General features: G+C 53.2%; 26 protein-coding genes. 10 read left to right on the top strand and 16 right to left on the bottom strand.

What is annotated here, in order from left to right; all coding sequences use genetic code 11:
* Window positions 1–20 precede the first annotated feature (20 nt).
* Both folK and pcnB read right to left on the bottom strand, forming a co-directional pair.
* Window positions 21–497, bottom strand: coding sequence for a 2-amino-4-hydroxy-6-hydroxymethyldihydropteridine diphosphokinase (folK, locus tag ACJJII_RS01850; protein WP_282931421.1), 477 nt, complete (start codon window positions 495–497; stop codon window positions 21–23).
* Complete coding sequence (pcnB, locus tag ACJJII_RS01845) at window positions 497–1873, bottom strand: polynucleotide adenylyltransferase PcnB (protein WP_444918100.1); 1377 nt, start codon at window positions 1871–1873, stop codon at window positions 497–499. Before pcnB ends, folK begins: the two co-directional genes overlap by 1 nt.
* 6 nt (window positions 1874–1879) lie before the next feature.
* On the opposite strand from pcnB, the gene ACJJII_RS01840 reads away from it, so the two are divergent.
* On the top strand, window positions 1880–2503 hold the full coding sequence (locus ACJJII_RS01840; protein WP_444918099.1) for a hypothetical protein: 624 nt from the start codon (window positions 1880–1882) through the stop codon (window positions 2501–2503).
* A 182-nt stretch (window positions 2504–2685) separates the two neighbouring features.
* On the opposite strand, the gene ACJJII_RS01835 is transcribed toward ACJJII_RS01840, so the two are convergent.
* The 5 genes from ACJJII_RS01835 to dksA form a co-directional block, all read right to left on the bottom strand.
* Window positions 2686–4077, bottom strand: coding sequence for a sigma-54-dependent transcriptional regulator (locus ACJJII_RS01835; protein ID WP_444907386.1), 1392 nt, complete (start codon window positions 4075–4077; stop codon window positions 2686–2688).
* 129 nt (window positions 4078–4206) lie between these two features.
* Entirely contained in the window at window positions 4207–7170 is a 2964-nt protein-coding gene (locus ACJJII_RS01830; RefSeq protein WP_413663173.1) for an ATP-binding protein, read from the bottom strand.
* On the bottom strand, window positions 7160–7336 hold the full coding sequence (locus tag ACJJII_RS01825; protein WP_169337099.1) for a hypothetical protein: 177 nt from the start codon (window positions 7334–7336) through the stop codon (window positions 7160–7162). Before ACJJII_RS01825 ends, ACJJII_RS01830 begins: the two co-directional genes overlap by 11 nt.
* 142 nt (window positions 7337–7478) lie before the next feature.
* Window positions 7479–8351: a tRNA glutamyl-Q(34) synthetase GluQRS gene (gene gluQRS / locus ACJJII_RS01820; RefSeq protein WP_444918098.1), complete on the bottom strand. Its 873-nt coding sequence runs from the start codon at window positions 8349–8351 to the stop codon at window positions 7479–7481.
* 80 nt (window positions 8352–8431) lie between these two features.
* Window positions 8432–8869, bottom strand: a complete 438-nt coding sequence (gene dksA, locus ACJJII_RS01815) for an RNA polymerase-binding protein DksA (RefSeq protein WP_108734345.1) — start codon at window positions 8867–8869, stop codon at window positions 8432–8434.
* 258 nt (window positions 8870–9127) lie between these two features.
* On the opposite strand from dksA, the gene sfsA reads away from it, so the two are divergent.
* The gene (gene sfsA, locus ACJJII_RS01810; protein ID WP_444918097.1) at window positions 9128–9829 is read left to right on the top strand and encodes a DNA/RNA nuclease SfsA; all 702 of its coding nucleotides are present in this window, start codon (window positions 9128–9130) and stop codon (window positions 9827–9829) included.
* 18 nt (window positions 9830–9847) lie between these two features.
* Here sfsA and ACJJII_RS01805 read toward each other — a convergent pair whose 3' ends face one another.
* From ACJJII_RS01805 to ACJJII_RS01785, 5 genes are all read right to left on the bottom strand, one after another.
* Window positions 9848–10192, bottom strand: coding sequence for a Rieske (2Fe-2S) protein (locus tag ACJJII_RS01805; protein WP_444896214.1), 345 nt, complete (start codon window positions 10190–10192; stop codon window positions 9848–9850).
* Window positions 10193–10240: 48 nt separating this feature from the next.
* On the bottom strand, window positions 10241–11296 hold the full coding sequence (locus tag ACJJII_RS01800) for a S1C family serine protease (RefSeq protein ID WP_282931426.1): 1056 nt from the start codon (window positions 11294–11296) through the stop codon (window positions 10241–10243).
* Between the two features lie 265 nt (window positions 11297–11561).
* Entirely contained in the window at window positions 11562–11909 is a 348-nt protein-coding gene (locus tag ACJJII_RS01795) for a hypothetical protein (protein WP_444918096.1), read from the bottom strand.
* A 53-nt stretch (window positions 11910–11962) separates the two neighbouring features.
* Window positions 11963–12847, bottom strand: coding sequence for a protease HtpX (htpX, locus tag ACJJII_RS01790; RefSeq protein WP_282931439.1), 885 nt, complete (start codon window positions 12845–12847; stop codon window positions 11963–11965).
* A 174-nt stretch (window positions 12848–13021) separates the two neighbouring features.
* Window positions 13022–13306, bottom strand: a complete 285-nt coding sequence (locus tag ACJJII_RS01785; protein ID WP_108735343.1) for a TfoX/Sxy family protein — start codon at window positions 13304–13306, stop codon at window positions 13022–13024.
* A 246-nt stretch (window positions 13307–13552) separates the two neighbouring features.
* Here ACJJII_RS01785 and ACJJII_RS01780 point away from each other — a divergent pair, with 246 nt between their 5' ends.
* From ACJJII_RS01780 to ACJJII_RS01770, 3 genes are all read left to right on the top strand, one after another.
* Window positions 13553–14272, top strand: coding sequence for a M15 family metallopeptidase (locus tag ACJJII_RS01780; protein WP_444918095.1), 720 nt, complete (start codon window positions 13553–13555; stop codon window positions 14270–14272).
* Between the two features lie 156 nt (window positions 14273–14428).
* Window positions 14429–15235: a serine O-acetyltransferase gene (gene cysE / locus ACJJII_RS01775; protein ID WP_282931441.1), complete on the top strand. Its 807-nt coding sequence runs from the start codon at window positions 14429–14431 to the stop codon at window positions 15233–15235.
* 18 nt (window positions 15236–15253) lie between these two features.
* On the top strand, window positions 15254–15730 hold the full coding sequence (locus ACJJII_RS01770; protein WP_444918094.1) for a hypothetical protein: 477 nt from the start codon (window positions 15254–15256) through the stop codon (window positions 15728–15730).
* Window positions 15731–15811: 81 nt separating this feature from the next.
* On the opposite strand, the gene ppa is transcribed toward ACJJII_RS01770, so the two are convergent.
* Window positions 15812–16348, bottom strand: a complete 537-nt coding sequence (gene ppa / locus ACJJII_RS01765; RefSeq protein ID WP_282931443.1) for an inorganic diphosphatase — start codon at window positions 16346–16348, stop codon at window positions 15812–15814.
* 162 nt (window positions 16349–16510) lie between these two features.
* On the opposite strand from ppa, the gene ACJJII_RS01760 reads away from it, so the two are divergent.
* The 5 genes from ACJJII_RS01760 (at window position 16511) to ACJJII_RS01740 (ending at window position 22324) form a co-directional block, all read left to right on the top strand.
* On the top strand, window positions 16511–17884 hold the full coding sequence (locus ACJJII_RS01760; RefSeq protein WP_444918093.1) for a glutamine synthetase family protein: 1374 nt from the start codon (window positions 16511–16513) through the stop codon (window positions 17882–17884).
* Between the two features lie 18 nt (window positions 17885–17902).
* Entirely contained in the window at window positions 17903–19309 is a 1407-nt protein-coding gene (locus ACJJII_RS01755; RefSeq protein ID WP_444918092.1) for an aldehyde dehydrogenase family protein, read from the top strand.
* A gap of 105 nt (window positions 19310–19414) precedes the next feature.
* The gene (locus ACJJII_RS01750) at window positions 19415–20599 is read left to right on the top strand and encodes an iron-containing alcohol dehydrogenase (protein WP_444915641.1); all 1185 of its coding nucleotides are present in this window, start codon (window positions 19415–19417) and stop codon (window positions 20597–20599) included.
* Window positions 20600–20661: 62 nt separating this feature from the next.
* Window positions 20662–21255 carry a peptide-methionine (S)-S-oxide reductase MsrA gene (gene msrA / locus ACJJII_RS01745; protein WP_413663162.1) on the top strand — a complete coding sequence of 198 codons (594 nt, stop codon included), beginning with the start codon at window positions 20662–20664 and terminating at the stop codon, window positions 21253–21255.
* 25 nt (window positions 21256–21280) lie between these two features.
* Window positions 21281–22324 (top strand): alpha/beta fold hydrolase, encoded by a 1044-nt coding sequence (locus ACJJII_RS01740; RefSeq protein ID WP_444918091.1) that lies wholly within the window; start codon window positions 21281–21283, stop codon window positions 22322–22324.
* Window positions 22325–22577: 253 nt separating this feature from the next.
* On the opposite strand, the gene ACJJII_RS01735 is transcribed toward ACJJII_RS01740, so the two are convergent.
* The 3 genes from ACJJII_RS01735 to pdxR form a co-directional block, all read right to left on the bottom strand.
* Complete coding sequence (locus ACJJII_RS01735; protein WP_444918090.1) at window positions 22578–23510, bottom strand: ADP-ribosylglycohydrolase family protein; 933 nt, start codon at window positions 23508–23510, stop codon at window positions 22578–22580.
* A gap of 200 nt (window positions 23511–23710) precedes the next feature.
* On the bottom strand, window positions 23711–24520 hold the full coding sequence (locus ACJJII_RS01730; protein ID WP_444918089.1) for a right-handed parallel beta-helix repeat-containing protein: 810 nt from the start codon (window positions 24518–24520) through the stop codon (window positions 23711–23713).
* A 260-nt stretch (window positions 24521–24780) separates the two neighbouring features.
* Window positions 24781–26235, bottom strand: coding sequence for a MocR-like pyridoxine biosynthesis transcription factor PdxR (gene pdxR / locus ACJJII_RS01725; protein WP_444918088.1), 1455 nt, complete (start codon window positions 26233–26235; stop codon window positions 24781–24783).
* Between the last annotated feature and the right edge of the window lie 80 nt (window positions 26236–26315).

The following is a 26315-nucleotide window of genomic DNA, read 5'->3' as shown; positions in this document are numbered from 1 at the left end:
AGTTGGGGAGCCTCAGTCGATCAAACCTTTTCCAGGCGGTTTTCTGGGCAGCCCTGTAAGAGTGCTGGAAGGGCTCCCAATCCGGGCAGTTCCATCGCGGGAGCCAGTTCAGAAAGGGGTAGCAGTACGAAGTTGCGCTCGGCCATGCGCGGGTGTGGGACCTGTAGGCGGGGCTCATCGATTTGAGATTCCCCAAACAGCAGGATATCCAGGTCCAGGGTGCGGGCGCCCCAGCGGATGGAGCGCTCGCGCCCGTGGGACAGCTCGATAGATTGGAGCTGGTCCAGTAGTGCTAGCGGGGACAGTGCTGTTTTCAATGCTGCGACGGCATTGATGTAATCGGGTTGATCGCCGGGGCCGACTGGGGCGCTTCGGTAAAAGCTCGAACACCCCAATAATTCTGTACTGGGGATTCGTTCCATGGCCGATAGGGCGCTGCGCAGTTGTTTGCCGGGCTCTGCCAGGTTACTGCCCAGGCCGATGTATACCGTTTCCATTACTGTTCTGCTCTCGGCTTGCGACGGCGGCCGCGAGAGTTACGGTTGCGGCGCCCACCGCTGCCTGTGCGCTGTAGCTTGCGCACCATTTGCTGGCGCTGCTCATCGTCGGCCTGTTGGAAGTCGGTCCACCATTTGCCCAGGCCCGCTTCAATCTCGCCACTTTCTTCCCGCAGCAACAGGAAGTCGTAGGCGGCGCGGAAACGGGGGTGCTCCTGTAAGCGCTGGGCCCGGCTGCCACCGCGCTGGGGCAGGCGCTGTTGCAGGTCCCAGATTTCCCGCATGGGGATTGAGAAGCGCTTGGGAATAGCGGTGTGGGCCAGCTGTGAACTGGTAACTTTTTGTGCCGCTTGGGCCAGCGCTGGCGCTGGTGGGGTGCCCTTGGCAATCAGCTTTTGTTGCTCGGTGCTCACCGCAGGCCAGAGTAGGGCGGCGTAGAGGAACGCTGGGGTAACACGCATATCGGCGCGGATACGTTGGTCCGTGTTCCGCAGGGCTTGTTGGGATAGTTTCAGGGCCGCGTTGTTGGCCTCAATTTGTGCGGCGTTATCCGGGAATAGGTGTTGCCAGAGCTGGTACTGGCGCAGCAGCTCAAAGGTGCGCTCTCCGTGGCCACTCATCAGCAGCTTGAGAATCTCATCGAACAGGCGAGCCGGGGCAATATTGCGTAACAGTGGCGCCAGCTCGTGCAGGGGAGCCTCGGTCTTGCCTTCAATAGTGAAATCCAACTTGGCGGCGAAGCGCACCGCGCGCAGCATGCGCACCGGGTCTTCCTTGTAGCGGACCTCTGGGGAGCCGATCATTCGAATCAGGCGCTTTTCAATATCCTCGACACCGCCGGTGTAGTCGTGGATTTCAAACCCTTTGGTGGTGTAGTAGAGCGCGTTGACCGTGAAATCCCGACGCATGGCATCACTTTCCAGGTCGCCATAGACATTGTCACGCAGCAGCATACCGTGTTCGGACTGCTTGGCTTCGTGAGTCTCGCCATCGCTGTGGTGACCGCGGAAGGTAGTCACTTCGATAACTTCACGGCCTATACGGGCGTGCAGGATGCGAAAGCGGCGGCCGACAATGCGGGCGCCGCGAAACAGCACCTTGGCCTGCTCTGGAGTGGCGTCGGTGGCCACATCGAAATCCTTGGGGTGGCCGCCGAGCATCAGGTCGCGTACACCTCCACCTACGATATACGCCTGGTATCCGGCATCCTGAAGGCGCTTCATAACGGTTAAGGCCGCGCGGCTGATTTCTCGGCGTGAGATGCTGTGGTCGTTGCGGGCGATAACCCTGGGGCCTTTACTGGCCGGCTTGCGCCAGCGTTTGATACTACTAATCAGGTTGTTGAGCATACGGCTGTCTATGTTGACTGCTGCCATTTAGGGATGGCCGGGAAAGCCCCGCTGTGCTTGGCCACGCATTGGTTAGCGGCCTGTATAAGTGGTGGTCCCTCTGGGGAGATTCACGATGGCACTGCTGGAGCCTCTATACCTGGGCTGCCCCAGGAGCGAGTCCGGAAAGGAGCCTCAGTGGCTGTTTATCCTCAGAGATCGGAACTCGCGGGCGCGATTCTAACACACGCAAAGGAATGCGCCCGCAATATGCGGGTGCCTGTAAGTTCGGGGGAAAAGAAATATGGGAATTATTATTACCAGTATGAAGGCAGCGGCTTCCTTGCGCTCTCAATTTGCTTTCAAGCAAACACCCTCTCCCAGGTACAGTTCAGTCAGTTTGCAACGCGCTTGTTGTTATTCTTATTCTTCTTGAGTTTTATTGTTATTGTTTATTGTTGTTCTTGCGGTTTTGGCCACTCATTGCTTTTATTGTCGGCCGCCCCATTATTTTTATTATGTTTCGCCCCACTTATTGTTAGTTGTTATAGGGCTTTTAACAGTCATTTATTTTTATTGTTGGCTGTTTTCAATTTTTGTACTAAGAGTAAAGCACTTAGTATGCCAACTTTTAAAAATCCTTATAAATCAACAAGTTACGATCTTTACGAAATTTGACGGAACTTTTCTGAGTGCTATTGCGTTACGGAAGGTGCGAGAGTTGTTACTTCTGGGTGGGTGTGGGTAACACTCTGGTTAGTAACCCTTGTGGGGGTGGGGTAACAAAGTGGTTGAAGGAGTTTGACAGGTGAGGACGGATTGGGAGTAGGGGGCGAAGCCCCCTGGGGATAACGTTAGTTTTAAGCTTCTGCGGCGGCGCTGCGGCGGCTCTTCTTGCGGGGAATGCCCAGCTTTTGGCGTCGTTCCCACAGGCATTTGCGGCTGACGCCGAGCTTCTTGGCCAGGTCTGTCTCACTCATTGTGTCCTGGTGCTCAATAACGAAGCGGGCGAAGTAGTCTTCCAGGGACAGGTCCTCACGGGGGTCGGTGTGCAGACTGCGGGGGCGCGGGATGCCGTCGGCCTCTTCGATTGGTACCAGGTCCAGATCGATATCCAGGGTTTTGTGGTCGATCTCGCGGCTGTTCTTATCCGTCAGGATCACAGCGCGCTGGATGGCGTTCTCCAGTTCGCGCACGTTACCGGGCCAAGTGTAGGTGGTAACAGCCTGGATGGCTTCCGGTGACAAGCGCAATAAAGGGCGCTCGATCTTGGTGCAGAACTTTTCCAACAGGTGCTCTGCCAGTGCTAGGACGTCTCTGCCTCGCTCGCGCAAGGGGGCAAGCGTCATTTGCACCACATTGATGCGGTAGTAGAGGTCTTCCCGGAATTTACGCTCCGCTGACAGCTGGCGCAGGTTGCGGTGGGTGGCTGTTACCAGGCGCACATCCACTTTGCGGGATTCGATCGAGCCGATTGGCCGCACTTCGCCCTCTTGCAATACACGCAGCAGGCGGGCTTGTGCCTCCAGGGGCAGCTCACCGATTTCGTCGAGGAACAGGGTTCCTCCATCGGCTGCCGCTACCAGTCCCTCGCGGGAACTCTGGGCACCGGTAAATGCACCTTTCTCGTAGCCGAACAGCTCAGATTCAATCAGCGTGTCGGGAATCGCGGCACAGTTGACGGAGATCAGCGGTTTGTTGGCCCGGCGGCTCTCCTCGTGAATAGCCCGGGCAACCAGTTCCTTACCGGTACCGGTTTCACCGTGCACCAGGACGGTGGCGTCTGTGGGGGCAACTTTATGGATGCGACCGTAGAGCTCCCTCATCACTGGGCTGCTGCCAATCATGCCGGCAATAGTGCCGGTATTTTCTTTCTCGTTGACGGGCTGGGCGCGATTCTGCTCCGCTTTGCCTATGACCCGGCGGACGGTTGCGAGCATTTCGTCGTGATCAAAGGGCTTGGCGATATAGTCGGCGGCCCCCATACGCATGGAGTCCACCGCAGAGCGGAGGCTGGCGTAACTGGTCATGATCAGTACCGGAATATCACCGGCGTGCTTGAGCAGGTCGGTGCCCGGTGCGCCAGGCAGGCGCAGATCGGAGATAACCAGGTCAACTTCATTGAGGCGGTACTTGGTGAGCGCCTCCTTTACCGAACCCGCTTCACTGATTTTGTAGCGGTGCCGCTCTAAAAGCTTGCGCAGCGCCGTTCGGATAATGGCTTCATCTTCGACGATGAGGATGTGGCTCATATGTTACGCCTGGTTACAAAATGCTCAGTAAGCGCCTAGTTTTACCCGGGCGCCGTTTCGATGCAACTCAAAAACGGTTAATCGGGTTGTTTTTGCACAAATAATGATCGATTTGGGTGTCCAGCCATCTCAGTCTCCAAGGGGGAGTTGCACAATAAAGCGGGCGCCAGTCCCGGTTTCCGGATTTGCGGGACTGACCAATTCCAGCTGGCCGCCGTGCTCCTCGACAATGCTGTAAACCATTGCCAGCCCCAGCCCCGTACCTTCGCCGGGCTCTTTCGTTGTGAAGAAGGGCTCCAGAATCCGTTCACGATGCTGAGCTGAAATTCCCGGTCCGCTGTCGGTGACAGAGACACAGGCGCTGCCGCTCTTGCGATAGCCCTCGATTACAATCTGGCCGCCATCGGGGCTGGCATCGCGGGCATTGCTGAGCAGGTTGATAAACACCTGGATTAGGCGCTGGTTGTCTCCCGGGGCGATCAAGTCTTCAGGTACCCGGTTCTCAAACTGGACCTCGGTCTTATCCCGTTGCAGGGACAGCAGGTTGACCGCCTCCTGTACACAGGCATAGAGGTCCACTGGGGCCCGCTCGCTGTCTTCCTGGTTGCCGCTGTGAGAGAAGTTGACCAGGGAGTGGACGATACGGCTGATGCGCTGGGTCTGGCTCAAGATCTGGTCGGCGGTTTCCAGGACTTCCGGATTGTCACAGTCGTACTGGAGGTTTTGCGCCAGGCAGGCGATTCCCGTTACCGGGTTACCCACTTCGTGGGCTACGCCGGCGGCCAGGCGACCCACAGAGGCCAGGCGCTCGCTGTGGATAAGTTCCTGTTCCAAGACCTGTGTTTCGGTAATGTCCTCCAGCAACAACATTTGTGCATCGCCGCGCTCGTCGCGGGAGCGGTCGCTGCGGCTGCGTTTTTGCCGCGCCTTGTGCAGGTTGAGCCAGTGGCTATTGCCGTCGAGGCTCACCTGTTGCTTAAAGCGGCTGGCATCGGTGGATAGGGCAAATTCCCCCAGCAGGCTGCGCCAGGGTTCTGCCAAGTATTCCAATTTCGAGCCGATTACCTCGCTGGCACTGATACCGGTGAGGTCCTGCATGGCGTAGTTCCACAGAAGGACTTCTCCGTCGCGCCCCAGGGAGCAAGCGGCCATCGGTAGCTCTTCCAGCATTTGACGGTGATACAGGCGCAGGTTATTGAGTTCTGCGGCCAGGCCGGTGAGCTGGTGCTTATAACGGCCCAATCGGGTCTCGATCAGGTGAATATCCTTGTTCGCCGGCTGATCGCTGTTCTGAAACGGGAAGTGCCGATCGATAATTTGCACCGCCAGAACCCGCCCCAGCAGGCCGGAAAGATTGGACTCCAGCTTGTTGCGCAGTTGGCGCAGGGCGTAGGGGCGGCGCTCGTTGTCCGGCAGATTGAGGGCGGCGAGAGCGCGTTTAACTTCTTTATTCGCAGTAGCGGCTCCGAGGCTTTCAGCCAAGCGCAGGCGAAAATCTGCGGCAGATTCCACATCCAGTCCCAGGCGCAGAGCCTGGGCGATGGTGTCGTCGCTACACAGGTCAGCGGCGTACTGCTCCAGGCTGCTGGTGCGGGTGAACAGAGATAGGCCGACAAATAACAGGACATTGACCCCCAGTGACAGGGTGGTGATCTGTGTCCAGATAGACATCCCCAGGGGGATCTGGAGGGAGGTGCCGGGCAGGGTGATGCCGGTAATCCCAAAAATTGACGGAATTAGCAGGCCGCCCCCCCAAAGCAACATGCCCGCCAGCAGGCCACCGACAAATCCGCGTCGATTGCCTCGCGGCCAGTGGATTACAGCAAAAATCCCAGGCAGAAATTGGAGTGATCCGATAAATGCCAGCAGGGCCAGATCCGACAGGGAGAGTCGGTTGTTGAGTAACAGGTAAAAGGCAAAGCCGGCAATAAATAGAGCGGCGATCAGAGCGCGGCGCAACCACACCAGCTGCCGGTACATATTGTCCTCAGAGTGCCAGCGGGTGCCGGGTAGCAGCCAGTGGTTCATCACCATGGTGGCGAGGGCCAGGGTGATCATAATCAGCGCGCCAGTGGCTGCTGACAGGCCGCCGATAAAGGCCAGGGTGGTGAGCAGTGCCGAGCCACTGGCGCGGGGAACCGCCAGGGAGAAGTACTGCACCGGGCCGGCCACATCCAGGGCAAAGCCCGCCCACATGATGGGGAAGATGGGCAGGGCCATCAGCAGCAGGAACAGGGGGAAGCCCCAGCTGGCGGTGCGCATTGCCTGTCCGGTGGGGCGCTCGGCAATACTCAGGTAAAAAATATGTGGCATAGCCACGGCAGTGGCGATAAACACCAACAGTAGGGTATGGGATGAGCCCTGCTTGATGGGGGTGTAGAGCAGCTGGTGCATATCGGGGTTCTCCAGCAGCCACTCATCCAGGCCGGAAAACCCTCCGAAGACGCCGTAAATGGCATAGCCGCCCACAGCGGTGAGAGCCACCAGTTTTACCAGGGACTCCAGGGCCATGGCACTGGCCAGGCCCTCGCCACGCTCGCGGGTAGCGCCGTACATACTGGTGAATACCGCCAGCAGCACGCAGTAGAAAAATGCGATTAAATTTTTGCTCGATACACCGCTGTCCGGCAGCGCCAGGGCTGCCACACTATCCCGCGACAGCAGCGCCAGGGTCTCAGATACCGCCTGGATTTGCAGGGCGATCAGGGGGAGCAGCGCCAACAGCATAAACAGGGTGGCGAGAGTCCCCGCCTGGCGGCTGTGATAGCGGAACACCAGAAGATCTGCCGGGGAGTACAGCTGGTAGCGCTGTGCCAGGCGCGCCAGTGGCTCCAGGGCTACTGGCGCAAACAGGAACATGGCGCCGGTGCCCAGATAGTAGGCGAGTACCCCGTAACCATATTGCCAGGCCAGGTCGACGATACCGTAGAAGGTCCAGGCCGATAATGATACGCCCAGGGAGAGCACATAAACCAGCGGATGGCGCACCCAGCGGGAAGGCAGCCAGCCCTTGGAGGTGGCGAAGGCGACAAAAAACAGGGTGGCGATATAGGCCACTCCCACCAGGGCAATGTGGGCAATATCAAAGCTCATTCGATTTGCGCCTCCACTGGATAAAAATCGCCAGTAGGATCAGCACGAACCAGAGGATAAACGGCCGGTACCAGGCGCCGACGGGATTGATCATCCAGGTGAAGATGGTGGGGGAGAATACATAACCCACCAACACCAGCAGAATTAATAGTGTGCGGTTACTCATAGATCGCCTTGAAAACCCGCTAGAGAAATTTGTTGCCCGCGCACTGTACCGGTGAGAAGTTATCCCTGTGTAATCGTCAACGCGGGTTATCAGCCGGACCCCTAAGGGCGGCTGGCGCGGAAATGGTAAGTGCAGCTTGGAATCAGTGCAATTGGCGGTTGCGCATATCTACCTGGTGGCGGCGCCAGCGCGCGGTAGCCCACTTGAGAATATGCTCGGGGGATTCTGTTAGGGCAGTGTTTGGCAGTTTGAAGCCGAGGAACTGTAAGGCCTTACACAGGTTATCGGAAGCCATGTTGTCGTCGATAGCCGGCGCGTGATTTTGTTTGCTGAGTTTTTGCCTGTCATCAGGGCCCATCACCAACGGCAGATGGCCGAATTGGGGTGGAGTGGCGCCGAGGATTTTATACAAGCGCTGTTGTGCACCGGTGGTATCCAATAGATCTGAGCCGCGCACCACCTGGTTGATCTGTTGATCGATATCGTCGACAACGACTGCCAGTTGGTAGGCATAGAGGCCGTCGCGGCGCTTGAGAATGGTGTCTTCGCGGATTAGCTGCCGTTGCTCTCCGTGCCAAATATCCACAAAGCCTTCCTCGCCGCCTGCGCATTGCAATCGCAGCGCTGAGGGTTCGCTCACATCGTATTTAAGGCGACAGAAGTCGTTCGCATGTCCACCATTTTTCTTAATCTGGCTGCGTGAGCAGTCGCAGGGGTAAATCAGTTGCCGTTGGCGCAGTGTGGACAGGGTTTCCTCGTAGAGTGCGTAGCGCTTGCTCTGCCATTCGACGGGGCCTTGCCAGTGCAGTCCGTGGGCTTCCAGGGATTTCAGAATGCGGGTTGCCGCGCCGGGCTCTTCCCGGGGAGGGTCGAGGTCTTCCATGCGCAGGAGCCAGTGTCCGCCATGGGCGAGGGCGTCAAGGTAGCTGCCGACGGCGCACACCAGTGAGCCGAAGTGGAGTGGTCCACTCGGGGAGGGTGCGAAGCGACCAATATAGGGAGTTGTGCTGTTCAAAATGAATAGGGGCGATACATTGATCGCCCCCTCCGAGCAGGGCGATCGCAAGCGAACGCCGTGCCGCTATCGGTTGTGGATCAGCCGGAGATCTGCCGTTCCTTGATTTCCGCGAGGGTTTTGCAGTCCACGCACAGAGTGGCGGTTGGACGGGCTTCCAGGCGGCGAATGCCGATATCAACACCACAGGCTTCGCAGAAACCGTAGTCATCCTGGTCGATAAGCTCCAGGGTGGCATCGATCTTCTTGATCAGCTTGCGCTCGCGATCGCGGGTGCGCAATTCCAGGCTAAATTCTTCTTCCTGGCTGGCGCGGTCTGCGGGATCGGGGAAGTTTGCGGCCTCGTCTTTCATGTGGGAAACGGTGCGGTCCACTTCCGCCATCAGCTCGGCCTTCCAGGCCAACAGCAAGTTGCGGAAATGCTCCTGCTGCTTCTCATTCATGTACTCTTCGCCCTGCGTCTCCTTGTAGGGCTCAAAGCCGTGCAGAGATTCGGTGCTCGCAGCAGTTTTGGGCATAGTCGTTGCCTCTCTTTCTATACGGGCCCCCCTTTATGGGGGCGATACCACCAAATTCAATCTAGCCTAGACCGGAATCTTTCTAAGTGATGCTTTTTTCACCTATCAAATTCGCTGTGGTGTCAGGCTAATCCTGTTCTCGGTACCGATACCCCTGGCGACCGAGAGCGAGGAAGCTATCAAATCTGCGCGATTCGCGCCACAAATAGTTGTCTGCTATTTTGTGGCGCCTGAAATTACAGCCAAGTGGTCCAGCCCGTGAAATTTACCCCTCCGTTGCAAAAGGCAACACTTTTGCGCCGATACAAGCGTTTTCTCGCCGATGTGGAATCTGCCAGTGGCGACGTGTTTACCATCCACTGCCCAAATACGGGGTCTATGAAGAGTTGTTGGGTGGAGGGGGGAGACTGCTGGTACTCCGATTCTGGCAATCCCAAGCGCAAGTACCGCCACACCCTGGAAATCTGTACGACCCCGGATGGAGCCCTGGCGGGGGTGAACACAGGCCGCGCCAATGCTCTGGTTGAAGAGGCCATTCTGTCCGGCGTAGTCAGCGAGTTACAGGGCTATGAATCCCTGCGCAGGGAAGTGCGCTACGGCGAGGAAAACAGCCGTATCGATCTGTTGTTGTCTGGCACCGATGGGGACTGCTACGTGGAAGTGAAAAATGTGACCCTGGCAGATGGGGCGCAGGGTTACTTTCCCGATGCAGTAAGTGCCCGGGGCGCCAAGCACCTACGCGAGCTGCAAAAGCTGGCTGAGAGCGGAGTGCGGGCGGTACTTTTTTACTGCGTCCAACACAGCGGTATTGAGACGGTGCAGGCGGCGCGGGAAATTGATCCCGCTTATGCTGAGGCCCTGGATTCCGCTGTTAATGCTGGTGTGCAAGTGCTCGCATACCGTGCGAAGCTTGGTGCTGAAGGTGTCGAGCTGGTGGAGGCCCTGCCTTTTCTCCCGTAAGGGAAAGGCAGGGAGCTGTCAGTCGGCCAGTAATGCGTAGAGACCGTCCTGTGCATATTCCACCGGTACTGGCGTAAGGGCATCACCAGTGCAGGGCCCGGCGATACACTCCCCAGATTCAATCAGAAATAGCGCGCCGTGGGAGGCGCACTGAATAAGTGCGCCATCGGGATCGAGGAACTGGTCTTCCTGCCAGTCCAGATTGATGCCCCGGTGAGGGCAGGTGTTTTTGTAGGCGTAGACCTCGCCATCTTTCATCACAGCAAACACATTGTCAGTGCCGGCGGCAGTGTCTCCGAGGGAGAACCCTTTGGATCGACCTTCGCTTAATTCGTCATAGCGACACAGGAAGTACTTCTGCATAAGTTTTCGGCTCCCGGCCTAATTCTTGTTCAGGGCGCAAGCGCCTGCTTATTCGGGTGCCGCGAGTCTAATGGACGTGTAGCGAATTGTCCCGTCACGCAGTATGCCGATAGTGATTTCGTCACCGGCACTATGCTTTTCAAGGGCATTGAGCAGATCGTCGTAGCTGCGAATCGGCTGCTGTTCTATTTCTACAATCACATCGCCCAATTCCCAGCCTCCACCCCGGGTGCGGTGGATACCGCGCAAGCCGGCTTTCTCTGCGGGAAGCCCGGGAGCGGTACGCAATACGGCGACCCCTTCAAAGCCGTAGCGGCTACTCCACTGGTCCGGGGCGGATTCGATACCAATAATCGGGCGTACCAGGCGGCCGTGATTGATCAGTTCCGGCACAATTTTTTTGACCGTATCCACTGGAATCGCAAAGCCAATACCGACACTGGCGCCACTGGGACTGTAAATTGCGGTGTTGACCCCGATTAAACGCGCTTGGGAATCAAGCAATGGGCCGCCGGAGTTACCTGGATTAATAGCCGCATCTGTTTGGATAACATTGCGAATGGTGCGGTTGTTGGCGGCTTCAATTTCCCGCCCCAGGGCGCTGACCACACCGGTGGTGAGAGTGGTATCCAGGCCGAACGGGTTGCCGATAGCCAGTACTTTGCGGCCTACCGCGAGATTGCTGGAGGTGCCCACAACCAGCGGTTTTAGCAACTCCCTGGGAGCGTTAATTTTCAGAACTGCCAGATCTTTTTCCGGTGCAGATCCCACCAGCTCGGCCGGCCACTCACTGCGATCCTGCAAAGTAATAGTGATTTGCCGCGCACCCTCAATGACGTGAAAATTGGTGACAATATGGCCCTGAGTGTCCCAGATAAATCCGCTGCCGGCGCCTTTGGGCACTGAGTGGAGGCGTAGGGTCCTGCGATCCCGCACCAGGGTCTCATTGGTGACATAGACCACCGACGGACTGGCAAAATTGAACACCTGCATGGTGTTGCGTTCGTCGTCGGTGGCAAAGGTTTCCGCCTGTGCAGATATTGCCGGGGTAAGCAGTAAAAAGACTGAGATTAAGCTGGCGCGTAGAGTTTTAAGTAGAGTCATTAATACAATCCTCCCTTTGAACTGCCGGATTGCAAGAGCAGTGGATACTGTTGCCTTCCGCTTTTTGTCACTGTTTTAAAAAGTGTATCTTGTTCGAAATATCCGAGCGTTATTTGCTGTTTATGGGGGAGCGGAGGTGAGATTTAAAGTTGGAGCTGTTGTTGCTGCGTGATCAATGTACTTATTAGAACAAGTTATGCCCTGCGGCGCGATCTCAACCTGGCATTTTTAGCATGCTTTACCATGTCACCTGCTTGAGCCTGTTCTACATCTCCTGGATTTCAAATTTTGCAGCGTCGGGCCCATCTTCCCGAAAGGTTATGATAAACCGCTTAGCAGAATCTCCAGGATTAGCGATCCACATTTCTCGCCAAGCTCTTGAGTCAGCCCTACCAACAGGTTGTTGAATTACAAATTTAAGGATTTTTGCATCAGAGCTAATTCCGGCAACTCTACTTAATTCAGCGACTGTGTCATCAATAAGCTTTTCGTTTGCTAGAGATCCCTCTTCGGCAACTGACGGCTTAATTTGTGAAATTGGCGGTAATTCATCAGAGGATGCGTAGCTTGAAATGATCAGCCATGAGAAAATTAATATGGTCAAAGCTTTCATCTTTTTCCTTAGGTAACGATCGCCATGATTGATGGCGGCGATGCGAAAAATATCTAATTACGAAAATTTTGCAGGGCGAGAATACGATCATCCAGTGGTGGGTGCGTGGCCATAAGCGCTCCCATGCTACCGAATATACCGAAGGCTTTCATATTGCCGGGTAGGGGTTCCTCGTGGCCGCGATCGGACTCCACCTTGAGCCGTTGCAGTGCGGCAATCATGGATTGAGGACTGGCCAGTGTGGCGCCGGCATGGTCGGCCCGATATTCACGGCGGCGACTGAACCAGGCGACAATCATCATGGCGAAGAAGCCGAATATGATATCCATAACAATGGATGTGACAAAATAGCCGATGCCCAATCCTTCTTCGTTGCGCAAGATAACCCGGTCTACGAAAAACCCAACCAAGCGGGCGAGGAACATCACAAAGGTATTTACCACGCCCTGGATCAGTGCCAGCGTCACCATATCGCCATTGGCCACGTGACCAATTTCATGGCCAATTACGGCGCGGGCTTCCTCTCGGCTGAAGCGCTGCAACAGACCGGCACTGACAGAGACCAGGGCGCTGTTGCGATTCCAGCCGGTGGCGAAGGCATTCGCCTGGGGCATTGGAAATATCCCCACATCTGGCATACCGATGCCCGCCTTGCGGGAGAGTTCCCGTACGGTTTCTACCAGCCACTGTTCATCGGCGCTGCGGGGCTGCTCGATAATTTGTGTGCGGGTACTGACCCGTGCGATGGTCTTCGATAAGAGCAGGGAAATAAAAGATCCGCCAAAACCAAAAATCGCGCACATCAGCAACAAGGCGCCGAGGTTGAGATCGACACCGTTTGCCTGAAGAATTCCCCCAATTCCAAAAATATTGAAAATAATGCCAACCAATACAAGGACAGCAAGGTTGGTCAGCAGGAATAGCCCAATGCGCAACATCGGATCTCTCCTTTGAGTGAGTGTCTTTACGGAATTATTCCGCGGCTCCACCGGTAAGTTTAGATAGGGTTGGCGCAACTTGCCTTACTGTAGATCGGCACAGCTTGGCCTGCTGTGCCGAGTCCGTCGAGTGCGCGTGTCTGCGACTCTTTCCGTGGTGCTTGAGGGGAATTACTAGTCAGAGTTTTGGGTGGCAAGGAGGCGGTCGACCTCGCTGGTGAGGTGTTGTTTCAGCTCCGGCTCCAGGTCGTTCCAGTGCACATCCATCAGCGCGCCCTGAAGAGCGTAGAGCATTACTTTGGAGGCGTTAATCCCCCGATTGCGAATGCTGATAAAGGCCTCGACAGGCCCAACCCTGCGCAGGTCATCGTGGGAGCGAATGCCAATAGAGTGGAGAATATTGACCGAGGCCAGGCCCAGGTTTTTTAGTTTTAATAGTTCTGATTGACTCGGGTGCATTCGGTTTTCCCTACCAGTTTGAGCGTCCGTTGTCGCAGCCAACCCCTCGACTGCGGCTTTGAACTTAACATAAATTAACAGGTGGCTAACAAACATTACCGCCAGATTATTGTGCGGCGCGCCTGCTTTTGGTGCCCCTGCTTTGGTGCCATAGTTAAGGGCGATTGTCTGCGCTCTGTTAAAGTAGGCATAGCCTGTTGAATAATTTAGCCTGCCCTTTGGAGTTCGCCTAATAATGAGATGCAAATGTTATCGACACCGCTGAAGCGTATGTTATTTGGACTCGGCGATGAGCATGTCATTGTCGACCCAGCTTCTGACCAGCTTTTACATCCCGAAGCACTGATCGCCTTCCAGCGCTTGAGTCGGGATGCCCGTGAAGAGGGGTTTGCCCCTAAAATCGTTTCCGGTTTTCGCGCCTTTGATCGACAACTGTTGATTTGGAATGCCAAAGTGCAGGGTCACCGCCCGGTTCTCGATAGTCACGGTACTCCCCTGGATATTGAACAGTTAAGCGAGCGGGAGCTGATCTTCGCTATCCTGCGCTGGTCCGCATTGCCGGGAGCATCCCGTCACCACTGGGGTACCGATTTCGATATTATCGATGCGGCGGCAGTCCCCGCTGACTATGCAGTCCAGCTCACCCCCCAGGAGGTGGCGGACGACGGAGTTTTTGGCGCCTTCCACCGCTGGCTGGATAACCAAATCAGCACGGGTAATAGTTATGGGCTGTTCCGGCCCTATGCAGAGGATCGCGGCGGAGTCGCACCGGAACGCTGGCACCTGAGCTATGCCCCCAGGGCCCGAGAGCTTCAGGAACTTCTCAGCGTGGAGCGCCTGTCCGAGTTGCTGCAGGAGTCAGAACTATCCCTGGGCACTGCGGTTTGCGAGCACCTTCAGGACATCTATACGCGCTATATCTGGGTTCCGGATCACTGCTACCCCCCATTTAATGGGCAACTATAGCGGCCTGTTGAGATAGGTTGGTTACAGTTCATTACCACCTCAATGGGGGGTGGCAAGAAAGCTACTTTGCGATGGAGGCTTCCTCTTGAAAGGGGCTAGTGATCCTGCCAAGCTGCGCCGCAGTGAATGCCCTGGGGAATATAAGGGAGATGAATTATGGGTGAGGAAGCGGCCGTTCAAGGGCAGCGGGATATCTGGCAGGCGATGCGGGCTGAAGCCTCAGAGGCGGCTGCTGGCGAACCTATCCTGGCAAGTTATTTCCACAATACCATTTTGCGCCACAAGTCTCTGGGTGATGCTATGGCGGATCACCTGGCTTCGGTGTTGGAGCACAATGCCCTCACGGCAACCGCACTTCAGGAAGTGATTGCCACGGCTCTGGCTAATGATCCGAGTATTTCCCACTGTATGAGCGAGGATATTTGCGCTTGGTATGACCGGGACCCGGCTTGCGACCAGTACCTGACGCCTTTCCTGTATTTTAAGGGTTTTCACGCCCTGCAATCCCACCGGATAGCGCACTGGTTGTGGAATCAAGGCCGCCATACCTTGGCGCTCTATTTCCAGAGCCAGGTATCGGAACAGTTCTCGGTGGATATCCACCCAGCAGCGCGATTTGGCTGCGGGATTATGATCGATCACGCCACTGGATTAGTGGTGGGGGAGACCTGTGTGGTTGAGGACAATGTCTCGATTCTCCACTCGGTGACATTGGGCGGCAGCGGCAGCGGCAGCGGCGATCGCCATCCGAAAATTGGCCCCGGAGTGATGATTGGCGCCGGTGCTAAAGTACTGGGTCCGGTTAAGGTGGGAGAGGACGTCAAAATTGCCGCCGGTAGCTTGGTCTTGCACGATGTGCCCGCTCATACAACCGTCGCCGGTGTTCCCGCCCGCCAGGTAGGAGGGCGTGTTGAAGGGGCTCCGGCTTATACCATGGACCAGACTCTGGATTCGGAAGAGTAACTCAGGGAAATATTATTGATGTCGCAATCTACCTACAGTTTGGTTTTTCGCGGTGATTTGGTGGCGGGTTTTACCGCTGGTGATGTAAAAGCCAGTATGGTGCGCCTGTTTAAAAGCAATCCCCAGGCGATAGAGAAATTGTTCAGTGGGCGCCCGCTGGTACTGAAGAAAGGGTTATCTCTGCCCCAGGCACAGCAGTTTCGTGCAAACCTGGCCAAAATAGGCGCACAGGTCAGTATTAAGGATGAGAGCAGCGGAGCAGCTGTTGCCGAGCAAACCAAGCCGAAGGCGGAAACTGCGGCTAGCCCGCAATGGACCTTGGCACCCATGGAGGGAAACCTCGTAAAGGAGCACGAACGCAAGTCGGTGGAACCGGTCAGCGTTGAGGTAGAGCACCTCAGTTTGCGTGCAGCGGAAGGCCAGCTTCTGGATGAGAGTGAGCGCAAGGGGGAGGAGCTATCTCCTGTCCTTGTTCCCAATTGGGAAGTTAACTGACAGGGTCTCTCCTAACAGGCAATAAAAAACCGGCACTAGGCCGGTTTTTTATTGCTCGGAGTCTGCTGAAAGAAGAGGGGATTAGCCTTCTTCTTTCAGGTAGCGCTCGCGGGAAGCCATAACTTCTTTGCGTGCAGCTTCGGCGTCAGCCCAGCCTTCTACTTTAACCCACTTGCCCGCTTCCAGGGCTTTGTAGTTTTCGAAGTAGTGCTCGATCTGCTTGATCAGCAGCTCGGGCAGGTCGCTGATTTCTTCAACGTGATCGTACAACTTGGTCAGCTTGGTGTGCGGTACGGCCAGCAGTTTGGCATCAACACCGGATTCGTCGGTCATGTTCAGAACGCCAACAACACGAGAGCGGATTACAGAACCAACCATTACCGGGTAAGGCGCGACAACCAGCACGTCCAGGGGGTCACCGTCTTCAGACAGAGTCTGGGGCACGTAGCCGTAGTTTGCTGGGTAGAACATGGGAGTGGCAACGAAACGATCCACAAATACTGCGTCAGAGTCCTTGTCCACTTCGTATTTGATCGGGTCGTGGTTGGCAGGGATCTCGATGATTACGTTGATATCGTTGGGCAGTTCTTTACCTGCCGGGATCTTTTCGAAGCTCATTGCTGGTCCTGAATGAATAGATAACTGAAAATCTGGAGCGCGGATTATATATGCTGACGGGCTCGGCTGAAAGTCACGCCTGCGCCGGGTTTATGGCGTCGAAGCTCGTCTGGCGGGTCTATCCTGTAACTCGGAGATAACAACAACGGGGCAGGACCAGTCATGGTAAAGGCACGGGAGGTAAAAACCGCTCAGGAGGCCCGCACAATTGTCGAAGAACGAGGCCTCAGTCATGTCAAAGTGGGCTTATTCGATACCGATGGTGTAATGCGTGGCAAATATATGAGCCGCGCCAAATTCCTCTCATCCCTGGAAAAGGGTTTCTCGTTTTGTGATGTGGTCCTGGGCTGGGATGTTAAGGATCAGCTCTACGACAACACTCGTTATACCGGTTGGCATACCGGATATCCAGACGCCCCGGTACGTATACTCCCCGATAGCTGCCGTGATGTGCCTTTTGAAGGCGATATGTTGTTGTTTCTTGCGGAGTTTGATGGTCGAGCCCAGGCGCTGTGCCCCCGCGCAGTTCTGCGCAGGGTGATTGAACGCTGTCGCTCATTGGGATTTGACCCCTGTGCCGCCCTGGAGTACGAATTTTTCCTGTTTGACGAAACGCCCGATTCAGTGCGGAACAAGGGTTTCCGCAATTTAAAGCCTTTTACCCCCGATGTGTTTGGCTATTCCATACTGCGAAATTCCGTACACGGAGAGCTGTATCGGGAAATCCTGGAGCTGAGCGAGCGCATGGATTTCCCTTTGGAGGGATTACACACAGAAACTGGCCCGGGAGTTTTAGAGGCGGCTATTGCAGTGGATGGTGCTGAGGCCGCTGGAGACAAAGCTGCCCTGTTTAAAACCTTTATAAAAGTGCTGGCACAGCGGATGGGTTTGATGGCTACTTTTATGTCCCGCTGGTCCAGTGAGTACCCGGGGCAAAGCGGACATATTCATTTGTCACTGCGCAATAGCGGCAGCGGTGATTCCGCCTTTCTCGATTCGAGCCAGCCTGATGGTATCAGCCAGATAATGCGTCAGTTCATTGCTGGGCAGCAAAGGCTGATGCCGCAATTCCTTGCCCTGATGGCACCGACCGTTAACAGTTATCGCCGCCTGGTACCAGGTTTTTGGGCGCCGACGGGAGCCAATTGGGGAGTGGAAAACCGCACAACGGCTCTGCGTGCTATCCCCGGCGGCGATACTTCCCAGCGCGTCGAATACCGCTTGGGGGCCGCCGATGCCAACCCCTATTTAGCATTGGCAGCAGCTTTGGGCTCGGGTCTTTACGGTGTTATGCAGCAATGGCAGCCCAGTGAGCCTGTCGCCGGTAATGCTTACTCGCTGGAGTTGGAAAACGAACAAGTGCTGCCGGGCACACTGTGGGAATCCACGCAGCAATTTAAGGCGTCAGAAGCGGCACAGGAATTATTTGGCAGCGACTTTGTTGAACACTTTTCTGCCAGTCGCGAGTGGGAGGAGCGGGAATATCGCCGCCATGTGAGTGACTGGGAGTTGGAGCGGTACTTCGAAATTATTTAATTGGGAGTATCGACGCCGATGAAGACTACAAAAATCATGCACCATCTTCAGTGTATTTCCCCTATTGATAACAGTGTTTATGTAGAGCGCGCTCTGGCGGGAGAGGTGGAAATCCGTGTAGTGCTGGATCGGGCCAGTAAAGCACAAAAAGCATGGAGGCGAACTCCCCTCAATGAGCGCATCGCCATTGTCGAGCGGGCTGTGGAAATATTTGCCGTTAAAAAAGAGCGTTTGGGGCGGGAGCTGTGTTGGATGATGGGGCGTCCAATCCGTTATGCAGGAGGAGAAATTAACGGGTTTATGGATCGTGCGCAGACCATGGCACAGCTTGCTACTGAAGCCCTCGCTGACATTCAGTTACCTGAGAAGCCGGGTTTTACCCGGTTTATCCGCCGCGAGCCCTTAGGGGTCTCCCTGGTAATTGCCCCGTGGAATTACCCTTATCTGACGGCGGTTAATGCAGTGGTACCGGCACTGCTATCGGGCAATGCAGTGATTTTAAAACACTCGGCGCAGACACCGCTGTGTGCTGAGCGAATGGTGGAGATTTTTCGCGAGGCGGGACTGCCCTACGGTGTCTTTCAGTTTCTTCATTTAAATCATGCTTATACCCAGCGATTAGCCTGTGCGGGGGAAATCCAGCATGTTGCCTTCACCGGCTCGGTTGGCGCTGGCGCGAATCTAGAACGCACAGTTGCCGGTCGATTTATTCAAGTGGGACTTGAACTGGGGGGAAAAGATCCAGCTTATGTCCGCGCCGACGCCGATATTAATCAGGCTGTGGCTGCGGTAGTCGACGGCGCCTATTTTAATTCCGGGCAGTCCTGTTGCGGTATTGAGCGGGCCTATGTGCATGAAGATATTTTTTCTGAGTTTATTTCCCAAGCGGTCGACTTACTGCGTGACTATCGACTGGGGCGCCCGGATAAAGTGGAAACCACTTTGGGGCCTTTGGTGCGTGCGGAAGCTGCAGACCGGGCTCGCGCACAGGTGGATGAAGCGATAGCAGAGGGTGCGAAGGTCCACTTGGATGTGAATGAATTCCCAATGGACAAGCGGGGTACCCAATATATGGCACCGCAACTGTTAACCCGGGTGCGACACCACATGCGAGTGATGCGTGAGGAGACTTTTGGGCCGGTGCTGGGGGTGCAGAAAGTGCACGATGATGGCGAAGCTCTAGAATTTATGAATAACAGCCCATTTGGTCTTACTGCGGCTATTTTTACCCGCGATGAAGATGTTGCAATGGAGATGGGAGGGTATTTAGAGGCCGGCACTGTTTTTTTAAATCGTTGTGATTACCTGGATCCGGAATTGGCCTGGACGGGTGTTAAGCAATCTGGTCGTGGATGTACACTTTCTAAAATTGGATTTGAGAATTTAACCCGCCCCAAGTCATTTCATTTTAAACATGATGGTTAGCGGGAACGATTGCCGGATGCAGAAAGTGAAATTGTCTGCCTGTTTTCCGAAAGGTCACAGCCTATTTTGAATATGCAAAAGTGACAGAACGTCAGAGAGGAAATTGTGGATAAATACCATGTCAATTGGAATTATCCCACGACCGTTTGGGTTGGCCCCGGTCGCATTACTGAATTGGCTGAAGCTTGCCTGGAGCTGAATATTCACAAGCCTCTGTTAGTTACTGATCCTACAGTCGCCGCATTGCCACTGGTCGATAGTGCGATTAACCCATGCCAACAGGTGGGTCTGGAAGTTAGCGTTTTTTCCAAAATCAAAGGTAATCCCAATGAGATAAATATCGCCGATGGGGTGGCCAAGCTGCGTGAGCAGAAGTGCGATGGGGTCATTGCCTTGGGCGGGGGCTCGGCCCTGGATGCGGGCAAAGCCATTGCCCTTATGGCGGGACAGCAGCACAGTATTTGGGATTTTGAGGATATTGGCGACAACTACAGGCGTGTGGACCCAGAGGGTATTTTACCGCTGATTGCCATTCCCACGACGGCTGGCACAGGTTCTGAAGTTGGCCGGGTTGCGGTAATTACCGATGAGAAAGCCCAGGTTAAGAGGCTGATTTTCCATCCGCGCATGATGCCGGACATTGTTATTCTCGATGCTCAATTGACAATGGGGTTACCCCCAGACCTCACCGCAGCGACGGGAATGGATGCGCTGTCACACAATCTCGAGTCTTTTTACTCCCCTCAATACCATCCTATGGCCGAGGGAATCGCCCTGGAGGGGATGCGCCTGATCAAGGAGTATTTGCCTCGAGCTTATGCTATAGGCGCAGAACTCGAGGCGCGTCAGCAAATGTTGGTAGCTTCCTGTATGGGGGCTACAGCTTTCCAGCGGGGCTTGGGCGCTATCCACGCCCTGGCACATCCATTGGGGGCCCTGTATGACAAGCACCACGGTTTGTTAAATGCGATATTGATGCCCTACGTTCTGATCGCCAACCGTCCAGCCATCCAGGTGCCTATGGGGCATCTGGCACTTTATCTACAACTGGCCGGTAATGAGATGTTTGATAGCGGATTTGATGCGGTACTCAACTGGTTGCTCGGATTGCGCAAACAGCTGGGGATTCCCCACAGCCTGTCGGAGATTGGAATTGATGACACTGATGCCGACAGAGTTGGGAAAATGGCATCGGTGGAGCCTTCCGCTAGTACTAACCCGATGCGTTTTAACGGGATAGAGTATCGGGATATTTTCTTGCGCGCCTGTGAAGGTACCGTCACCCTGTAATAAATTCCTGCGAATAGACGACAGAAGAGAATGTGTTCCATCGACAATCGGTAAAGGACTGAATGATGCGCAGTATTATTGCTCTCTTGTTCCTCTCATTGGCCAGTATTTCCCTGGCTCAGGATTCATCGAATATTCGCACGGCTATTTTTGCAGGAGGGTGTTTCTGGTGCATGGAGCCGCCATTCGACAAGGTCGATGGCGTCCTGGAAACCACCTCAGGATATAGCGGTGGCCATGTCAAAAACCCGACCTATGAACAGGTATCTTCCGGTGGTACGGGGCATGCGGAAGTTGTTCAGGTAAAGTACGATACGAATAAAGTCAGCTATTCCGACTTACTGAATATTTTTTGGCACAACGTTGACCCTTTTGATTCCGGTGGTCAATTTTGCGATCGCGGTGACCAGTACCGAGCCGAGATTTTTTACGGCAATCAAGAAGAAAAGGTGTTAGCAGAGGAGAGCAAGAAAAAGGTAGAAGCGGAGTTGGGTAAAAAGGTGGTGACACAAATAAAACCCGCTGCAACCTTTTATCCCGCAGAGGCCTACCATCAGGACTATTACCAACGTAATCCCCTGCGTTACAAGTATTATCGCTACCGCTGTGGGCGTGATAAGCGCTTAGAGGAGGTCTGGGGGAAAGCGCCAAGTTAACGGATTGCCTCTCCGCAGGGTGAATATGGCACCGAGTCCCACTTTGTTTGACGGGGAAGTCCTGGAAACAATCAATGATTTTCCAGTGCTTTACCGTTATATACCGGCGGTTAGTACCAATCCGCTAATGGTATTTATTCCAGGCACAGCACATCTAGCGCGTATTTTCTACGGCTATCCCGGTGGCCGCTCAGATGATTTTATAAGTCACTGGGTCAATCGAGCGGATTTTCCCTTCCTTGCTATTTCTTACCCTATGGAAAATGCGGTTTTTTGCAGTACTCACCCGGAGTTTACAATTCAAGATTGGGGAGATCAGGCTGCAGAAATTATTGCCAAGATTTTGTCTGAATATAACCTTCCAAATTCGGTAGTGGTGTGCGGCTGGAGTATGGGAGGGAAAATCGCTGGGGCTCTAGCGAGGGCGGCGAAAGCCTTGAATTTTTCGATTGAATGCTTTGTGGCTATGGCCGCAGAACCCGCGTTGCCGGGCTTTCTTCCCGAAGCTAATGCCAAGGCCATCGAAATGACAGTTGATGGGATGGCCAGTCGAAAGGGCATATATCCTGCCTTTTTGGCCGCGCTTGATGAGCAGAATGCTCTAAACCAACACACAATTATCCCCAAAGATATCTATCGGGAGGCGTTCCTTGGAGCAATTCCCATCGCGCTTATTGGCACTGGGTTAATGTATGATGGGCAAGGGTTTAAGGAAGATCTTTCCAGGGCATTGAAAACGGCAAACACCTTTGACTTCTTGGACTATCCAATTCCCGTTGTTATTCAGAGTGATTCAATGGGGGATTTGGAAAACGTGCTGTGCAATATTGATGATTGGGCATTTATTCGCAATCGAGTTCTTGCCAGTAAACTTTTAGGAGGTGCATCTCCAGAGCAGATTCCAAGGGAAAGATGGGAGCTAGTACAGCTTATTATCCGCTCGTCTTCCGCTTATTTTTCACAGACCGTTACAGGTAACCATTTCTTCTTTGTTGGCGCTATTGGGGCGCGCACTACTGTTGAAAGTATCGAAAAGCTTTTGGCCAGGGTGAGAAGTATCCAGTCCTAATAAAGCACTTTTTAATAGCCACATGGTGCTCTGGTTAAGCTGTCAGAGATTTTTAAATTAACATTTTGGTTATTTTACGATCCGCTCTACTTGTTTAAGGCTTACTATTGGGGTTGAAGGAAAGAATACACTGCACTCGAGACTCACTGCGAATACATCCCTGTAAGCTCCTAATCGGCATTTATGCCTCATAGGGTCCAAGCGCGGTGTATTCTTCCTTTCTCCTTTTTTAGTAGGTTATGCGGGTAGTAGGTTATGCGGGTTGCAAGGCTCGTTCATGCTGATATTGGGTGAAATAGAGTTTCTCAGAAAGCTCGGTAATAAAATCGATGTTTTCGACCTTGTCGGCCATGCTTTCCATTCGATCTTCTCCATTTAATGCACCCCAGATGCTAGCAGCCATGGCACCCAAGGTATCTGTGTCACCACCTAGAGAAAAAATATTAGCTAATACAGACGTTAAAGGAGAGTTTCGATACTTAAGCCCAAAGTAAATGGCGGTGATACAGGACTCTGGCGCGGTAATGCCATTACCTAGCCATTGCTTGATTTGCTGCGGATGTGGAATTTTCTGGTTAAACAGTAGAGTCGCACACTTTTCCAGTTTGTAGCGATATATTTCGGACTTACAACTTACTTCCAGTTTGTTCAATATCTCTCTGTTTGAACGGTCTTGCAGGGATTCACAGATGGCGATAGCGATCAAGTATGCTCCCTCGACAGCAACTGGATGGGCGTGGGTGATTTCAGACACCGATTGTACATATTGCTTGAGGCGATAGTCATTTTGGGGGTGGCAGAGGGCAATAATAGGTGCTCTCATGGCGGCCCCATTGCCGATAGAACCATGCTTAAATTTTTTTCGGTTTAAATCTTGCCAGCGTTTACCATCCCTGACGCCTTTGAGTAGTTTCGCTGCACTGGGACCATACCCTCTGCTCCAGCGATAACTTTGGGCAAATTTTTTGGCTATGTGGTCCTGATCAAGGTAATTATGTTCAAGAAAGGAGGTCGCAATATCAATAGACATCTGCGTGTCATCGGTGTAACGCTTTCTACCCTGTTCGGTTTTCCCGATAATTTTCCAGAGTTGTCTTTCTAGAATGCCGCCTTCGTACGGGGCGCCAAAGGAATCGCCGATGGCTATTCCTTTAAAGCAACCTCTGTATTTACTGAGCTTTATCATTTTTTGATTTCTATACCTTACTCTCAGGGGAAGTCGCTACTAGCTATAAGGACCACTATTAATTGCTGTTATAAGTAACAATTTTATTCTAGAAAACATCTATTGGTAGTTGATGGCCCGCGAGGGGAAGGGTTTTGTTTTAGGTGAGAGCGAGCCGATATTTAAAACTAATCGGCTCGCCACTAAAGTCGCTATATCATTTAATTAATACAGGCATCGTTAGCACTTCCAAAAGTATTTCTAATCCATACATTGCCAGTGCAAGCAGGGTGATTGTGGTCAGCAAGATCTGCGCCGGCATTATTTTCCGCGGTATTGCCAATGATCAAGTATCCGACTTGACCCAATCCCAACATCATAATGCCGTTAACGCCGTTATTATCTGATAGATTGTTGGCAACAATGCCGCCATCCCCACTATCAATTACAATCCCACTCGACGTATTGAGATTCGTCTCATTGAATCTGATGAGAGTATTGTCACCAACGATCTTTATTCCTTGGAGACCGTTACTTGATGCATAAGAGTATCTCACACGATTACCGTCACCCATAACGCGTATACCCATACCCCCATTGCCGCTAGCATCGGAGGCTTCAACAGTATTACCTGAACTCCAAAGGGCGATTCCTGCAATAGAGTTTGACGAAGCAGTGATATCAAAGATTTGATGGCTGCCATCACCTTCGGCAGATACGCCATTGTTACAGTTTGTGATAGTGCTTCCACCAACAGTATCCTCAAGGATTCTATCGCTGTCTTTCAATTGAATGCCAATTCCACTGCCATCGCAGCTGAGGTGGTAACCCGCCATATCGAGTGATCCGCCAGCATCTATCACGAGTGCAGGGTGGCTTGCGCAGCCAAGAATATCGCTGGTAAGTGACTCTGCGGTTGTAATGGTATCTCCACAGCTGACAGCTGAAGCGACGGCGGAGAATGATAGTGCGGCAATACCGGAAACAGCGAGCAATGATGCTTTTATAGAATTCATATTTCTATTTTTCATATCAAATTTCCCTAATTATCTGAGTAATTAAAAAAGAGAGTGAACACCCAAAGCCATGGAGATTGTGACCTAGGTTTGGGAAAGAGCCATAGGAAATTTTTCCTAATTTATTGGGTTTTATTTGATATTTTGGTGATAATAGATTGTTTTTATTCTATTAAAATATTTACTTTTTTATTTTAGGTGGAGGTGCTTAATGCTGGTGCGAAAAATGAAGAAACCTGCATTATAAAAATAAGTTTTGTTTGGGTGTGTTATGGCTACTTTTTCAGGGTTTTTGCGAGAATCTTTGCGCAATCTGCCCTCTGTTCGAAAGTTGTGTTGGCAAACCCGAGCACCAATCCTGGATCTTCAGTTTTATTGGAATAGAAGAGAGATAGTGGTGTGCTGCCAAATCCGTATTCGCGTAGTTTTTTTGAAAGGGTGATGTCGTCGTGTCCCGGCGTAGATATTACCAAGTGCATACCGGCGCTACTGGCAATTAGTCCGGCTGGAGGTGGTACTTCTTCTCGAATAAGCTGACAGAAATGTTCCCATTTCTTCATATAGTTAGCACGCATTTTGCGAAGGTGTCGCACAAAATGCCCCTCGTCTAGAAAGTCTGCCACGACGGCTTGTGTGACTAAGGGGGAGTGGCCAGATAACATTTCTTTGGCTTGGGTAAATGCCTCTACTGTGGAACTAGGCACCACTAAATAGCCCAATCGTAGGCTGGGTAGTAAGGTCTTACTAAAGCTCCCCATGTAGAGTACAGGTGTATTTTCTCCCATGCCCTGGAGTGCTGCGATGGGTTTGTGTTGGAATGAAAATTCACTGTCGTAATCATCTTCAATTATCCAGCAGCTTGCCTCTGTCGCCCAATCCAATAATTTGATTCGTTCACCAGCAGGCATAACACCACCCATAGGGTACTGATGTGTTGGTGTGGTAAAAAGTAACTTGGCTTCGGTTGCACTATTGACCAGCTTATCAACATCCAAGTGCTTATCTTTCAGGTTCGCTGGTACGAGCTTTGCTCCAATAGATTGGAAAGCTGCTCGAGCACGGCGATATCCCGGATCTTCTATATAAACCTTGTCTCCCTGGTTAATCGCGACTAGTGCACATAAATTCAGGGCCTCCTGAGCTCCATTGGTAATAATAATTTGTTCAGTGTTACAGCGAACTCCCCGGGAGTTGCGCAAGTATTCCGTAAGTGCCATACGCAAAGGTAAATAACCTTGGCTTTGCCCGTAACCTGTGAGAGCTAACCTGGATTGGTGGCGGCGGTATAATTTATTCCAAATAGTGAATGGAAATGCGCTTAGATCCGGTAGGCCGGGGGTGAAGGGAAGAGATTGATCTTCACTTTTCTTACCCCAAGATAAAGTCTGTGCAAAATCACCATAGTGAGAAAGTGATGGTAAGTATCTATTCTTCTGTGCTTGCCAACCCTGCCTGTGTGTTTTCTTTGTGTAGGCCGGCAATTCGGGAGATACAAATACGCCTTTCCCAGGATGGCTGGTAAGGAAGCCTTCCGCTTTCAGCTGGTCCAGAACTAATGTCACCGTATTGCGGCTGATAGAGAGGGATTCAGCTAACCGGCGCGAGGAGGGGAGCTTGGTACCAGCAGCCAGCCGGCCGTTGCAGATCCAATCTACCAATTGTCGATACAACTGTTCCTGTAGCGGCTGGCCTGATTCGAGAGTTAGGTCTGTAAGCTCGGCGGTACTCAAAACTGGCACCATGAAATAGTTAAAACTGGCGCTTATCAGCGTACCAGCAAGATCCTACATTGGCGATATCTATTTCATAC

The sequence above is a fragment of the Microbulbifer maximicatervae (SeqCode) genome (assembly GCF_052467825.1).
The sequence above is the reverse complement of the archived record's forward strand: the minus strand, read 5'-3'. Positions and strand labels throughout refer to the sequence as shown.